Source organism: Chryseobacterium sp. YR221 (assembly GCF_900176315.1).
In the GTDB taxonomy this organism is placed as follows: Bacteria; Bacteroidota; Bacteroidia; order Flavobacteriales; family Weeksellaceae; genus Chryseobacterium; species Chryseobacterium rhizosphaerae.
The window spans coordinates 97267-112388 of sequence record NZ_FWXM01000004.1 but is presented as its reverse complement, the minus strand read 5'-3'; the positions used below and the strand labels follow the sequence as shown (position 1 = coordinate 112388).

Annotated in this window: 10 protein-coding genes; 5 read left to right on the top strand and 5 right to left on the bottom strand. The window is 37.6% G+C overall.

The genetic code is table 11. The features are described from left to right. Position 1 precedes the first annotated feature (1 nt). A complete protein-coding gene (locus B8967_RS12920) occupies positions 2-2551 on the top strand; it encodes a beta strand repeat-containing protein (protein ID WP_084086381.1) in 2550 nt (849 codons plus the stop codon). A gap of 6 nt (positions 2552-2557) precedes the next feature. Next, on the top strand, positions 2558-2968 hold the full coding sequence (locus B8967_RS12915) for a hypothetical protein (RefSeq protein ID WP_084086380.1): 411 nt from the start codon (positions 2558-2560) through the stop codon (positions 2966-2968). 92 nt (positions 2969-3060) lie between these two features. Here the strand turns inward: B8967_RS12915 and B8967_RS12910 are convergent, their stop codons facing one another. After that, positions 3061-3495, bottom strand: coding sequence for an META domain-containing protein (locus tag B8967_RS12910; protein ID WP_228406166.1), 435 nt, complete (start codon positions 3493-3495; stop codon positions 3061-3063). Between the two features lie 86 nt (positions 3496-3581). Between B8967_RS12910 and B8967_RS12905 the strand changes: the two genes are divergently transcribed. Then, positions 3582-5789 (top strand): S46 family peptidase, encoded by a 2208-nt coding sequence (locus tag B8967_RS12905; RefSeq protein ID WP_084086379.1) that lies wholly within the window; start codon positions 3582-3584, stop codon positions 5787-5789. Between the two features lie 77 nt (positions 5790-5866). Next, the gene (locus tag B8967_RS12900; protein WP_084086378.1) at positions 5867-6343 is read left to right on the top strand and encodes a YdeI/OmpD-associated family protein; all 477 of its coding nucleotides are present in this window, start codon (positions 5867-5869) and stop codon (positions 6341-6343) included. A gap of 22 nt (positions 6344-6365) precedes the next feature. Here B8967_RS12900 and B8967_RS12895 read toward each other — a convergent pair whose 3' ends face one another. Continuing rightward, the gene (locus tag B8967_RS12895; protein WP_084086377.1) at positions 6366-6659 is read right to left on the bottom strand and encodes a hypothetical protein; all 294 of its coding nucleotides are present in this window, start codon (positions 6657-6659) and stop codon (positions 6366-6368) included. A 214-nt stretch (positions 6660-6873) separates the two neighbouring features. Here B8967_RS12895 and B8967_RS12890 point away from each other — a divergent pair, with 214 nt between their 5' ends. Next, positions 6874-8091: a spondin domain-containing protein gene (locus tag B8967_RS12890; RefSeq protein ID WP_084086376.1), complete on the top strand. Its 1218-nt coding sequence runs from the start codon at positions 6874-6876 to the stop codon at positions 8089-8091. Between the two features lie 124 nt (positions 8092-8215). Here B8967_RS12890 and B8967_RS12885 read toward each other — a convergent pair whose 3' ends face one another. The 3 genes from B8967_RS12885 to B8967_RS12875 form a co-directional block, all read right to left on the bottom strand. After that, positions 8216-9517 (bottom strand): tetratricopeptide repeat protein, encoded by a 1302-nt coding sequence (locus tag B8967_RS12885; RefSeq protein WP_143330520.1) that lies wholly within the window; start codon positions 9515-9517, stop codon positions 8216-8218. Positions 9518-10078: 561 nt separating this feature from the next. Further along, on the bottom strand, positions 10079-11395 hold the full coding sequence (locus B8967_RS12880; RefSeq protein ID WP_084086374.1) for a hypothetical protein: 1317 nt from the start codon (positions 11393-11395) through the stop codon (positions 10079-10081). A 452-nt stretch (positions 11396-11847) separates the two neighbouring features. Further along, entirely contained in the window at positions 11848-14958 is a 3111-nt protein-coding gene (locus tag B8967_RS12875) for a non-ribosomal peptide synthetase family protein (protein ID WP_084086373.1), read from the bottom strand. Positions 14959-15122: the final 164 nt, after the last annotated feature.

Genomic DNA, 15122 nt, shown 5'->3' with positions numbered 1-15122 from the left:
CATGAAAAAAATATTACTACTGTCCTGGATTCTCTTAGGCTTCTTTATGGGGCTTTCACAGGCTCCTGAAAAAATGAGTTATCAGGCCGTCATGAGAAATGGCGTCGGACAACTGCTAAGCAATCAGGCCATCGCTGTCAAGGTAAGTATACTGCAGGGTTCTCCTGCCGGAGCAGAGGTTTATTCTGAACGACTTACCGGAAATACCAATACCAATGGTCTTATCAGCCTTGAAATAGGAACAGGAACCATTATTACAGGAACATTTGCTTCGATCAACTGGTCATCAGGAAACTATTATTTAAAAACTGAAACCGACCCTGCGGGAGGAACCAATTATACCATTACAGGAACCAGCCAACTGCTAAGTGTTCCGTACGCTATGTATGCCAAGACCGCAGGAAACAGTGGCGGTACCTTTACCATTCCTTATACCAATACGGTAAATAATGCTTCTACTTTGTTTTCATTAACGAATGATGGAGATGGAACTTCTTTAGAAGGGACTAATAATACAGCCACTTCAAGTATTGCTGCAGTAAGAGGAATTGTGACCAGTACGGGTCCCGGAGGTTTTTCTTCAGGGGTACGCGGGATCAATAACGGAACCGGAGGCCTTGGAGTAGGAGTTTGGGGAAGCCAAAACGGAAGCGGATGGGGTGTTTATGGTGTTACTCCCAATGGATTAGGGGTGTATGGAAATTCCAGTGGAAATGGATATGGGGTATATGCAAACAGCAATACAGGAACGGGACTTTCTGCGACCAGTAACAACGGAATTCCTGCTAACATTGCGATCTTCAATAATGCGAATAACAATAATGTTCTTAATGCTTCTACTCTAGGAAATGGAACGGTCATCAATGTGACGACTTCCGGAAACGGAACCGGTGTTTTCAGTTCAACAGGAAGTGGCTTTGCAGTACACGGTATCACGTCTGCCCAAACTTCTGCAGGGATTATAGGAGATAATAGCGGAGCCGGTGAAGCAGTGGTAGGAAGAACAACCAGTGATATTGCCGGAGCTGTAGTGGGTAGAAATGACGGAGGTGGATATGGGGTAAGAGGATTTATTGCCACCAATGCCACGGGAACCGGTATAGGAGTTTATGGACAGGTAGGTTTAAATAACAGTACAGGCCGTGCAGGCCGATTTGAAAATCTGAACCAAACCAATACAACCAATAATACGTTTGAGGTAGAAACTAATGGCAATGGAAACATCCCTGACAATACACAGGGGAATGCAGCCTCTTTTCTTGTCAACAACACCAATAGCGTTGGAGCGGCAGTAAGAGGACAAGTCAACACTATTTTCGGAAACTTTGGAGCAGCAGGTGTTTTCGGTATTTCTTCCGGAACAGGAGGTTTTGCCGGTTTATTTCATGCTTCTAATCCTTCAGGTAACGGAGCCGCACTGGTTGCTATTACGGATGGTAACGGAAATGCAATTACCGCTAATGCGAGCAAAAACGGTAATGGTGTTGAAACCAATATTGATGGTAACGGAAATGCATTGTATGCCTGGGTTCCATCTTTTGCAACCGGACGTGCCGGACGGTTCAATATTTTTAATGATGCCAACACCAGTGATGTAATTACGGTAACCACAGTAGGAAATGGTACTGCAGGAAACTTCAAAGTGGATAAAACTCAGGGAACTTCTCCGGCAGTCAAAGGGGAGGTCAATTCGATATTCGCCAATTTCGGGACAGCCGGTATTTATGGTTTATCATCCGGAACCGGAGGATACGGAGGTTTATTTTACTCATCAAACGCTTCAGGAAATGGTCCCGCTTTACTAGCCTTAACAGAAGGAAACGGAAATGGGATTACGGCCAATGCCGGTGGAACGGGTGATGGTATTGAAGCCTCTTGTGATGGAAATGGTAATGCGATCTCAGGTTTTATACCCAATTTTGGTACAGGTAAAGCAGGGAGATTTGCGAACTTCAATAACAGTAACGGCCAGCCGGTAGTACATGTAACCACTACGGGGACGGGCTCTACCTTACTTGTCAATCATCAGGGACCATCCGGTGATATTGCCGTCTACCAGAGTGCTTCAACCAATGTAGCCAGAATCAACAAAGCCGGAAGAGGATTTTTTAACGGAGGAACACAAGCCAGTGGGGCTGACGTTGCCGAAGCATTTGATGTGGAGGGAAAAATTTCCGAATATGAAACCGGAGATATTTTAGTGATCTCAGTAAATTCTGACAGAACCGTAGAAAAATCATCAAAACCCTACTCTAACCTTGTTGCCGGTGTATATGCTACCAAACCGGGAGTACTTCTTACGGAAGAGCATATTGATACCGATATCTCAGATAAAGTTCCTATGGGTGTAATCGGGGTAATCCCCACTAAAGTATGCCTGGAAAACGGAAAGATAAAAAGAGGAGATCTTTTGGTGACTTCTTCAACACCGGGAGTAGCCATGAAAGCCAGCCTTAAAAAGGTAAAAATAGGGCAAGTGATTGGAAAATCCCTTCAGGATTATGATCAGAAAGAAATTGGAAAAATTCAGGTATTAGTCAACATAAAATAAACCGTCATGAAAATAGTATATATCACATTGTTATTATTCTTAAGCTCCGTTATCTATGCCCAGGAAAATAAACAAGCAGCACCGACAGAAGATCAGGCTCAGGTTTTAAAACAAGCAAAGGAACAGGAAGCAAAGACAGTAAAAGACAATCAGGAAAAAACAGAGAAAAAAACTTCCTCAACGGCTCTGGTTTCAGATCAGGGACTGGAAGTGAAAAAACAGGAAGCAAAACCTAAGGCGCCATCTGGTTCCGGGAAGTTACTTCCCAATACAGCAAGCCTTGAAGAAATAAAAACGACAATTCCCAACAGACAGGCATCCCGTAATACAACGAATTCTAGGAACACAAATAATACAACAGGATTACCCAATACCGCAACGCTGGAGCAAATAAAAAAAACAATTCCAAAAAACTGATAACTTAAAAGCTAATAACCTATCTAGATTTTTCAAACAAAAGAAGTCCGCCAATCCGGCGGACTTTTATATATTGGTAATGATAATTAAGATTAATCCCAATCAGCAGCTACAAACTTCATTGTATTTCCTTTCTCATCAGAAAGTGTCAGGAAATGCCCTTCTACAGTGTATTTGGTCATCGTATCAAATTTCTTTTGAAAAGAAGTTTCCAGCTCCATATTCTGACAAGCCATCATGGTACTCGCTCCATTTGATATTTTTACTTTCCCTCCTTTTTTAAATTCTAAAGCAAAAGACATTCTGTTGCATCCCATGTAAGCACTTCCCTGAATTTTACCATCTTCCATCTTCCCGGTGAGGTTGATTTCCGCTTTATTGGCAATCAGCTGATCTTTAGAAAAACCATCTAAAGAAATCAGCATCCATTGTCTCTGAAGGGCAGGATTTTTATCCGGCAGAGCAGAGCAATTTAAGACAAGACCCAGAAATAAAACGGTAAAAAGTGATACTAGTATTTTTTTCATGCGCATTATCATTCCATTTTCATACCAATCTGGGACTGAATATCGTAAAAATTAGTAAATTAGCGACACAAAAATTATATTATAAAATGAAAAGACTATTTCTACTATTCACTTTCTTGCTGAGCTTTGCTCAGATGAGGGCGGATGAGGGGATGTGGCTGCTAATGCTCATCAAAAGACTTAACGGTGTTGATATGCAAAAAGAAGGTCTACACCTGACGCCTGAAGAAATTTATTCAGTAAATAATTCAAGCTTAAAAGATGCTATTGTAAGCTTTGGAGGTTTCTGTACTGGTGAAATTGTTTCTGACAAAGGACTGATATTTACCAATCACCACTGTGGTTATGGCGCTGTGGCGGCTGCTTCTACACCAGAAAAAGACTATTTGAAGAATGGTTTCTGGGCAATGAAACAAAAAGACGAATTTAATGCAAAGGATCTTTATGTAAGATTTTTAGTAAGAATGGATGATGCTACGCAGAGAATCAATTCTAAACTAAACAACAATATGACCGGAGCAGAGAGAAAAGCTGTTATTGATGCTGAAACAAAAGCAATCCAGACAGAAAACTCTGAAAACGGAAAATATACTGTAGTGGTAAGAGATTTCTTTAACGGAAATGAATTTTATTATTTCGTATATCAGGATTATAAAGATATCAGATTAGTAGGTGCTCCACCTTCCTCATTAGGAAAATTCGGTGGTGATACGGATAACTGGGAGTGGCCAAGACATACTGCTGACTTCACAGTCTTCAGAGTATATGCTGATGCTGCAGGAAATCCTGCTGAATATTCTCCAAGCAACACTCCTTTGAAGCCTAAGCATTTCCTTCCGGTTTCTCTTAAGGGAATTAAGCCTGGGGATTTCTCAATGATCTTAGGATACCCTGGTAGAACTAACCGTTACCTGACTTCTTACGGAATTCAGCAAATGGTAAACAAAGACTATCCGGCATGGGTAGAGGCTTCTAAAGTGGCTATGGACGTAATGAAAAAGTATATGGATAAGGATAAGGCGACTCAGCTTAACTATGCTTCTCAATATGCTTCTGTAGCGAACTACTGGAAAAACAGACAGGGAACTATTGATGCAGTAGATAAAAACGGAACCATCTCTGACAAACAGAAGATTGAAGATACTTATAAAAAATGGGCTGCAATGCCAGGAAACGATGCTTATGATGGTGTTCTGGAGGACATTGGTGCTTATTACACGCAGGTTTCAGACAGAAATGTTGAGAGAAACTATGCTTCACAGTTTGCAAGAAACACAAAATATATCTCTCTTGCTTTACAGGTAGGTTCTGCTCTTAAGGCTTATGCTGCTCAGGATATGCAGGGAAGATTAGCCATGAAAGCTAAAACAGAAGCTGCAATCAAAGGTGCTTATGAAAACTTCAATCCTTCTTTGGAAGGAGAGATGCTTGCCGCTATGACAAGTCTTTACCAGGCAAGAGTTAAAAATAAAGATGTAGCTTCTGCTACTATTTTAGGATTAGACGCTAAAACAGTTTCTAACCTGGCTTATTCTTCAATTTTTGCTAACAAAACTTCTGCTACGAACTTCTTATTGAATCCGGATGCATTAAAGCTTGATGCTGATCCACTTTGGAAAACAGCTAACGGAATCATGGCAGATCAAAAAATGAGCACTGAAAGATATGTTAAGGTAGATGATAATTTTGCAAAAAATAACCGTCTGTTCTTAGCTGGATTAATGAAGGCTATGCCTGAGAAAAAATTCTATCCGGATGCTAACTCTACTATGAGATTAACTTATGGTACTGTAGATAAACTTCCTATCAGAAATGACAGAAATTATTTCGGTATTACAGATAACTATTATACAGACATGACTGGTCTTGTAGGAAAATACAAGAAAGGCGATGAAGAGTTTGATCTTCCTCAAAGAGTGATCGACCTTTATAACCTTAAGGATTTCGGACAGTATGCAGATGCTGCAGGTTATATGCCTGTAAACTTCCTTTCTAACAACGATATTACAGGAGGTAACTCTGGTTCTCCGGTAATTGACGGTGACGGAAACCTTATCGGTATTGCTTTCGACGGAAACAGCGAGGCATTAAGCGGAGATATCGTATTTGAACAGGAATGGCAGAAAACAATCAACGTAGATGTTCGTTTTGTTCTTTGGACAATTGACAAATATGCTGGTGCCAGAAGATTAGTGGATGAGCTAAAGCTTGTAAGAAGTGAAAACACTCCTGCTGATACAAAATCTAAAAACTCAGGTACAACTACAGCACCTAAGAAAATAAAGAAAAAATAATCTCTTTTGATTTATTTTTAAAACCGTGAAATTTAGTTTTCGCGGTTTTTTTATTTTTGAATAATAAATCTTTCATCATGATTCCTAAAACAATAGAGTTTACAGCCACCATTCAACAAAATGGAGAAATGAATGCCGCCTATGTAGAGTTTCCTTTTTCTACTGAAGATATATTTGGAAAAAAAGGACTGGTCAGGATCAAGGCTGTTTTTGACGGTCAGGTAGAATACCGGGGAAGCCTTGCCAAAATGAAAACCGACTGCCACCTCTTAGGACTAACCCAGGAAGTAAGGAAGCAGCTTGGAAAAACTTTTGGAGATGAGGTTTCCGTTTCTCTTATGGAAGATAAGGAGGAAAGAATTATAGCCATTGCAGAAGATATTGCTTTTATCTTTAATGAAAACCCTAAAGCCAAAACAATATTCGACAGCATGAGCTACACTCACAAGAAGGAATACATCCGCTGGATTGAAGAAGCTAAGAAGCCTGAAACAAGAGAAAATAGAAAGATCAAAATGATACAGATGATCTTAGACGGTAAAAAGGGAATATAGCATACGCCTCCTTTTCTTTGTCTCAAATTTTTAATTCTGCTTCCAGATACTGAACTCCCCCACCATTGGTAACGGTGATGAATCCGTCATAATGAGCAATTCTCACCCCCAGTTCATTGGTAACTTCTTTGAAGTATCCCGTTTTTTCTGTATTGTCGGGCATTATATTTTTTTGCCATAAAAATGTGGCAGACTGGCCCTTTTTATTCTGAAATACCAATGAGCCCAACGTACTTCCCAATCCGAATGATTTAATATCTACCACCGCACTTTCATTGGCTACAAAATCTTTAGTTAAAACAATAAAATTATCCATTTAATATTTTTTTGATTATAAGTTAATTCTTAGGTCAAGAGGTGCATTCATACATCTATTTTGTCCTGCTGCAAATATTGTCCTGCCTAACGACAAAACTCGACGTATTATTTACTAAGGGTCAACTCATAAGAAAATAATTATTTTTTTGTCAGGATGTTAGAAAGTCTTCGACTATAGTTTTAGCACAGTTATAACTATAAAAAATTATCTTATGAAAAAGAACTTTTTAAAATGTACAGCAGCAGGTCTTATCGCTGCATTTAGTCTTTATTCATGTAACGATTCTGATGATGACATGATGGGAAATATGTCCTTTCAGAGAAGTATTACTTTTGAGAATGTTGTCACCCCTAAGGACTTTGTAGAAAGTGGCAGCTTTCAGGGAACGGGACAGCCGGTGATCTTACCGGGACAATCGGTTTCTATTAAATTCAGCGCTGGAAAAGCTCAGTCTTTAATGTTTTCAACTATGTATGGTGCTTCCAAAGACTGGTTCTTTGCCTCTAAGCAACCCGGAATACAATTATTTGATAATAATGGGAATGCCATAACTGGTAATGTTTCGTCAGAAGTACTTTTGTGGGATAATGGAACCAAAGACAATATGACGGGATTAGTGGAAAGCAAACCTATTATGCAGGTTCCTAATGTCATTGCATCACAACTGATGAAGCTGAATCTTGCTTATAATGATGTAACGTCTGAGTTTACCCTAACCATTACCAATACTTCCGGTGGAACCGCTCATGAAACACCTTTTTCTCCCGGAGTCTGGGCTGTTTCCAATTATAATGGCTCTCAGCTATTAAACAGCACTCCGTTCTTTATGCCTAACACATTATCCAACCCCGAGATTACCGATATTGCACAAATGGGAAGCATCACAAAAATGATGACAAAACTAAATGCGAATACGGGAATTATGACAGGGCTCTCCCCTGCCCTGGTAGTTGTTTATCGAGGTGATAAGAACCCGATCTACGAATTAGGAAAAAAGGATAGCGGAATGGGGTTAAAGGAGATTGCACAAATGGGAAATGTTGCCAAACTTCAGAACAGTTTACAATCTTCACCGAACGTAAAAGGGGTCTTCATTGCCGGAAATGCACCTGTATCACCAGGAAATAAGGTTACTGCCAGCTTTAAGGCAGATCCGGGCGACAAAATTGCTTATGTTACCATGTTTGGATTCTCCAATGACTGGTTCTACGCCAATGAACAGAATATTGATGCCAATATAAAAGGAGATGTTACGTCCGGAACAGCTTTATTTGATTCCGGGACCGGCATTGATCAATATCCGGGAGCAGGAAACCATCAGGCTTTATTTGGAGGAACTCCACAGAGTGAAAATATGGTGATTTCCAAAGTGGGAACATCATATCCGGTTCCTCCTGTACAAAATGTGATCAAAGTAACAGTGAATTAAATATCATATTATATAAAAAATCCGGAAGAAATCTTCCGGATTTTTTATATAATTCTAAACCAGAAATCCTACAATATTTTTAGGGGGAAGCTCTTTTTACTTAACTACGCAAACGAACAAATCATTAAAGATTTTTAAAGAAATTATAAAGATCTGTTTCGGAAGAAATATTGAGTTTTTTTCTTAATCTGCCCTTTTTAGTTTGTACTGATCGGTGCTGCATAAAGGATAAATCGGCAATGTCTTTTGAAGAAAATCCCAGCCAGATCATTGCGCATAAAGATAATTCTGACTGTGTCAGCTGGGCATTGATTTTCAAAAGTTTTTGAAAAAAAGCAGGATGAATTTCCTCAAATCTATTGAGAAATTTAACATCATTCGTTTTTAATAAATCATACAATTCCGAGAAATGGTCATTAGATATTACCACTTTTTTATCGGGAGCTTCATTGGGAGGAATTGTTATATCTATATTTCCGGCGGTCTGATATTTAAAAAATAAAAAATGGGCACCTTCAAGCAAAAACAATATTCCTATAGATATTGAAAAAAAGATTATTTCAGGACTGGTCTCCTTTTTTTCTATTGTTTTACTCACCGAAAGATCTAATGCATCATTTCCAGACTGTTTTAAATGATTACTTAGCTTCATGCATTTTAGAAGATATTCGTTTTCCTTTTCAGTATTATTAAGCTTTTTGTAGGTTAATGCTATCTGACGGTACAAATCCGGAAGCTTATTTATCCGTTTTGTCCTTTGTAAGATCTGCAAAGATTTCTCATAAAACTGTAATGCTTTGGGGTAATCTTTTTGTTCGAAAAGCAATTGTGCATAGTGAGAATACACCACTCCACATTTGGATGTCCAGTAGTCTTTCTTTTTTAAAAGTAAAATGGCTTTGTTGATATAAAAGGAAGCCGAATCAAGATTCTTGGTTTGCTGAAGATGATAGTAGCCAATTAAAGAACTATTAAAAGCTGAAGGATCTACATCAAAGCCTTTATGATAATAGATAAAAGCCGAGTCACTATTTTTACTGAGAATAAACTCAGCTCTTTTTTCATAAATATTTCCCAACAGCCAACCTCTCTGATTTAGTTTTTTCCCATAATAAATAGCTTTAGAATTATAGTCTAAAGCTCTATAAGTTAACCCTATGGCATAATTCATCTCTCCATATTCATGATAGAGTTTGGTATAAAGAAAGTTATCTTTAACATGAACTGCTATTTTTCCAGCCAATTCCAGATAATACTGGCACAATTTATAATTCCCCACTGTTCTGTATATAAAGGAAAGATTGACATATGCCAAGGCTTCTTCTTTTTCAAATCCTTCTCTTTTTGAGATGCTGATTATTTTTTTATTTAAAGCAACCATCTCATCTTTTTTACCCTCCAGTCTTAATCTTTCGCTTCTATCCAATGCCTCATTTAGATAAGCAATATCCTTTTTTTTATTACAGCCACCCAAAAAAAGTAAAATCAGAAAAAAAATTTGATACTGTTTTTTATATCCCACTTTTAACACTTCTAATGATATTCTAAAAATTATTTATCTTGTAAACACTATTGATTCTATCCCTACTTATTCAATATAGATTGATAAATAAAACAATCTATCACATGATATTCATACAAATGTTAATACCTATTAAAAACATATATTTCATGTATTTTTTACAGTAATATTTAATGTTTTAATATCTTATTGAATGCAATTTAATCTTTTTTTCAAAATAAATATTAACATAACCAATACCTAATAATAAAAAAACGTTAACTTTTATTAACATAAAAATGTTTATTTTTCTTCATACTGTTTCAACGAAATAGTGATGTTCGTGAAACAAATTGTCACCCATTGTATCCGTAAAGCTGATAGTCAAATTTTCAAAAAACATTAGTTTAAGCATATAAAAAAGCAGTAAAAACTTTCATTTTCACTGCTTTCTCATCCTTTTAGGATGTCATAAAATTATGATTGCTAAAAATTAAGCTCCTTATGGTATATTGAATACTCCTTCTTAAAAAGAGGGAATGTTCCTTCATATCTGAATGGAGAAACTCCAAATCCATAAAACATATCAGCCTGAATTTTACCTTTTACATCAAAAGTTCCTTTCCTATCAGGAATTAATTGCAAGCCTAAAGCAGATAAAGCAGAGACTCTTCCTCTTAATCCCGAATTGGCTATAGGGGCTGTTACAAAAAGTAAGCCTACAGCACCCTTGGCTTCTATGCCTACTTCGGCAGTTAAATCACCCTCTAGCTTATTAAGATCAGGACCTCCCTTATATATCAGATCATGATTAAGGTCAGGATTTATTCCTACAAGAAAATTGGCCTTACCCCCAATATCAAATAACCTGGCCTGAACTTTTCCAGTTGCAGCAGCCCCCAAATAAGGACCAGCGGCAATAGTGGGACTCAAAATAAGTCCTGTAGGACCCAGAACAATTGGAGCAATAGGAATATTTAAATAATCTGTTACACTCACTGTATATCCTGCTGAAGACTGAATATTAGCCCACGACTGAAGACTTATGTCATCCATTATAAAGTTCACTTTAAAATCGGATAAATGTCCCCAGGAGAAAGTAATATTATAATCTATTATAGGAGTAAACCCACCATTTACTTTAATATCAGAAGCTATAGTTACAGGGCCAACCTGCTGAGTAGGAATGGGGAAAGTTTTATCAAAATTAAAACGATTAAGAATAATGCTTTTTTGGCTACTTCTGTTTTTGGATTCTATGGCAGTAATTTTAGTATTCATGTCCTCAGAAATAAAGTTTTCTATGGGGATATAGTTGACCATTTTGCCATCCACTTGAATTGGAGCTTTACCAGATGGATCATAAATACCGCTGATTGTACCGCTGTAGATAAACTCTTCAAGCTTTGCACTCGAGGTCTGTACACTCAACTGATTATTCGTTTTGGATATAGAAGTTACTTTGGAAAGAATCGTATTCACGTGATCTCCTTCTACTTTTGTTCCTACAATGACTGTTCCTACTTTAATACTATCTGTCTGAGCAGTGACACTACTGAATGTAATTCCCTGATTATTCAAATTAGAAATTGATGCTACGGATTGATCATTAAGGATCATTACATTTTTTTGCACGGTAAGGTCTCCCATTTTTTTAAGATTACCGGATTCTGGTGGGTTTGAAATATTCTCTTCAGTCAGGTTATCCTTTGAACAAGAAGCCAGAACCAATAATGAAAATACGGAAAAGAATAAAAAATGGTAAAACTTACCAATCTTTTTAAAATACTGATTGTTTTTCATAAGTAATATTTAGATGTTTAATAAGAAGTGGAACGTCAATTAAAATTCAATCACAACATTGATTTTAAAAGCATAATAATAAAAGCAGAGAGATTACCAATTATTCAATAGTAATCTCTCTTAAAAAATACAGAGTAATCTACTTACTATCAATCTTTCCAGGTCTATCAATACTGTGAAGATTTTGTTTTTATATAACCTTTGTGTTTTAATGAAAACAAAGTTAATTATGAAGATAACCATTGCCAAAAAAAACCTACATCACATGTACATCATATATACACCGCCACTCAAAGCCAACCTATTATATAATTTAAAATCATATGTATACATTGAATAGTTGGTTTCAGGAACCGGAACCAAATCAGAATTAAACCAAACATATATTTTGTTATGGTAAGAAAATGATTACCCATACTAAGATAGTAGCTTCCTTTTTTTAAATTAAAAAGTTATGTTACAGGAAGCTCAAGATATTTTAAATAAGAATCCAGCATATTTTTATCAAATACAGGTTCTTGAATACCCGATCCTTCCAGAAACTGAATAACATTCGAGCAATCCCAGATATAGGTATCCTGATAAAGCTCTACCGTGGATAGCCCTTCATGCATATTGTCCTTGAAAAGACTGGTTAAAGGATATAGACGGTTTTTACTGTTATCTTCCCATTGCTTTCTCCATTCTTTATAAGGAAGTGCCTTTAGTGTAAAGGAATAATATTCCTTCATTAAACCAAAGAAATCCTCCAGAGTCAGGTTGGTTTCCGGGCTGGCAATCAGATTGAACTTTTTACCTATGGCCTCTTTATTTTTAGTGATATGAGCCATGGATTTCGTCATATAATCTACCGTGATAAGCCCCTCCCTCAGTTCTTTAAGTGCCGGATAGGATTGAAACTCCACACAATTTTTCACTAATCCCGACCACCACTGATAAGGAGCGCTTGCACCGGTCTCACTATGACACATTGCATATCCCAGACGATATGTTATTAACGGCAGTCCTTCTTTTGCTGCCAGGTCGGCTACCGCTTCCATTACCCATTTGCTTCTTACATACCCTATATCTTTGCTTACAGACATTAGGTTTTGCGCAATATCATCAGCTTCCAGCATTACCATTTTACCGGTAAACACATGTCCCCAACTGTACACCGAAATAGTAGATAATAAAGCAAGACATTTGGTTCTTACTGCTCCTGCAAATTTTATAATCTCCCGTAAGCCCTCTACATTAGGGGCTTTCATATAGGAGTACGGTTCGATAAAATTCACGGAGCTTCCTGAATGATAAATAAGATCCACTTTCTTTGCCAGCATTGTAAATATATCATCCGATAGTCCTAATGAAGGTAACGAGAGATCTCCAATGATGGGAATAATCCTTGATTTCTGTTCCAGTTTTTGAGAAATATGAAACTGCTTGATGCAACGGTCTATCTTTTCCATCGCATGAAACCCATCCTGTGCTCTTACCAGGCAGTAGATATCAGCTTTTGTAGTATCCAAAAGTTCCTGCAGCAAGTGGATGCCTACAAATCCGGTCACACCTGTTAAAAATATTACAGAGGGATTTTCCAGCTGTTCAGTATCAAAATCTCCTGCAAACACCGTCCCGGGTGCAAGATAAACATCTTTTTGAAGCTCTACATAAGGCTCCATATCTTCTACAGGAGCCGTTTCCTTTACCTCTTTGGACCTATTGATTAAAACTTTAGAAAGCTGCTGTAATACAGGATATTGATAGATATCTCTCAAATATACTTTTACGTTAAGCCTTTTCTCTAATGCTACTGCTACCACAGCCACCAGCAGTGAGTTACCTCCAATATCAAAGAAATCATCTGAGATATTAATGACTGGTCTTTCCAGCTCCACAGACCAGATATCAGCAATTATTCTTTCTGTTTCGCTTGTAGGTGGTTCAAAAGAAACGAATTCTCTGGCTTCCTTGGCTGCCAACTCTTTTAAAACATGAGTATCTGTTTTTCCATTTGTTGTTATGGGAAGTTTATCAATAAAAATAATCTGGGAGGGAATCATATACCCTGGCAGCTCTTCTTTCAGCTGATTTCTAATCAAGGTAATATCCTTTTCTATAGCAGATTCCTGTACGATAAAGGCAACAAGGTATTTATTATTACTGCCATCCGTTTCTTTTATGATCACTACCGCTTCCCGGATATTTTCCTGCTGAGTAAGAGTTCTCTCTATTTCGCCTAACTCAACCCGAAATCCACGGATTTTTACCTGACTGTCTATCCTTCCTAAAAACTCAATCTCACCATCCTCATGCCATCTTGCTAAATCTCCGGTGCGATAAAGCCTTTCAATTTCATTAAACGGATTAACAATAAATTTTGCTGCGGTAAGTTCTTCGTTATTGAGATAACCTTTTGCCAATAGAGTGCCTCCCATATATAATTCTCCTACCGCTCCTATAGGCAGTGGCTCCATCTGTTCGTTTAAAATATAAGCTTTTGCATTAGCTATCGGCTTACCTATTGAAGACCGATATTGCCCCTTTGTATCCTTTACTTTTTTGAATGTAGCAAATACGGTACATTCAGTAGGGCCGTAATAATCAACCAGCTCATAGCTTAATTCAGAGGTTAGAACAGGCTTTAGTTTCTCTCCTCCTGTAAAAAGGTACTTTAATGACAGATCATTATTTTTTTTGGTTTCTTCCAAAACTTCAGGTGCTAAAATGGTAGGCACAAAACCGTGTGTAATCCTATTTCTATGGTAAAAACCAACCAGAGCAGCTGCATTTGTCCTTTCTTCATGATCAGCTATAAAAACCGTCGCCCCTGAAGTAAGCGCTGACCATACTTCCCATACTGATATGTCAAATGCTAACCCAGCTACAACGGTTAACTTTGAAGTATAATCCACATGAAAATGGTGATTATGCCAGGTCACAAGATGCTGAATAGCCTGATGGCTTACCATTACCCCTTTTGGTTTTCCTGTAGATCCCGAAGTATAGATGGTATATGCAAGAGTATCCCGATGAATTTTAATATCCGGCTGTTGGGAAGGTAAATAATCCAGATTTTCCATTTGATCCAGATCAAAAACCGCAACGTTTTCATTTTCTGACAAAAGTATCCCTAATGAATGATTGGTAATAATGACCTGAGCAGCAGTGTCTGCCAGCATATATTCTATTCTTTTTACAGGATAAGCAGGATCTATAGGAACATATGCCGCTCCTGTTTTAAGAATTCCCAGAATTGCGACAGCCCATTCCAGGGATCGGTCCAGCCATACTGGAACATACATTCCCTCTTTTATCCCTTTTTCCAGCAGCGCATTGGCAAGCTGATTACTTCTCCGGTTTAGTTCTTCATAAGTGATGTGCCTTTCTTTGCAAACAACAGCTGTATTTTCAGGATGAAGCTCCACCTGTTTTAGAAAAAGAGATACCAGCGTCTCTTCATCATAGTAATCCCAACCGGTTTTATTAAATCTATACAGAATTTTTTCTCTTTGTTCAGAGGAGAGTAATACAGCAGAGCCTGTTGACAGCTCCGCTATTGTGGATGTTGTGTTTAACATTTTAAATTGATTTGGTTAAAAGTTTATTGTATTCACAGCTCTTATCATCTGTAAAGACCTATCAAAACCTGATACAAAACCATCTTACTCTGTATACCTGTTTTCTCAACAGAAACAATGCGTATAACGCATTTCATAAATAAATGGTTGTGTACGGGAAGCTT

What these genes read in the sequence shown, in the direction of transcription:
- B8967_RS12890 (WP_084086376.1), top strand. Translation starts at nt 6,874, where the DNA reads ATGAAAAAGAACTTTTTAAAATGTACAGCAGCAGGTCTTATCGCTGCA.
- B8967_RS12915 (WP_084086380.1), top strand. Translation starts at nt 2,558, where the DNA reads ATGAAAATAGTATATATCACATTGTTATTATTCTTAAGCTCCGTTATC.
- B8967_RS12905 (WP_084086379.1), top strand. Translation starts at nt 3,582, where the DNA reads ATGAAAAGACTATTTCTACTATTCACTTTCTTGCTGAGCTTTGCTCAG.
- B8967_RS12875 (WP_084086373.1), bottom strand. Translation starts at nt 14,958, where the DNA reads ATGTTAAACACAACATCCACAATAGCGGAGCTGTCAACAGGCTCTGCT.
- B8967_RS12920 (WP_084086381.1), top strand. Translation starts at nt 2, where the DNA reads ATGAAAAAAATATTACTACTGTCCTGGATTCTCTTAGGCTTCTTTATG.
- B8967_RS12900 (WP_084086378.1), top strand. Translation starts at nt 5,867, where the DNA reads ATGATTCCTAAAACAATAGAGTTTACAGCCACCATTCAACAAAATGGA.
- B8967_RS12895 (WP_084086377.1), bottom strand. Translation starts at nt 6,659, where the DNA reads ATGGATAATTTTATTGTTTTAACTAAAGATTTTGTAGCCAATGAAAGT.
- B8967_RS12880 (WP_084086374.1), bottom strand. Translation starts at nt 11,395, where the DNA reads ATGAAAAACAATCAGTATTTTAAAAAGATTGGTAAGTTTTACCATTTT.
- B8967_RS12910 (WP_228406166.1), bottom strand. Translation starts at nt 3,495, where the DNA reads ATGAAAAAAATACTAGTATCACTTTTTACCGTTTTATTTCTGGGTCTT.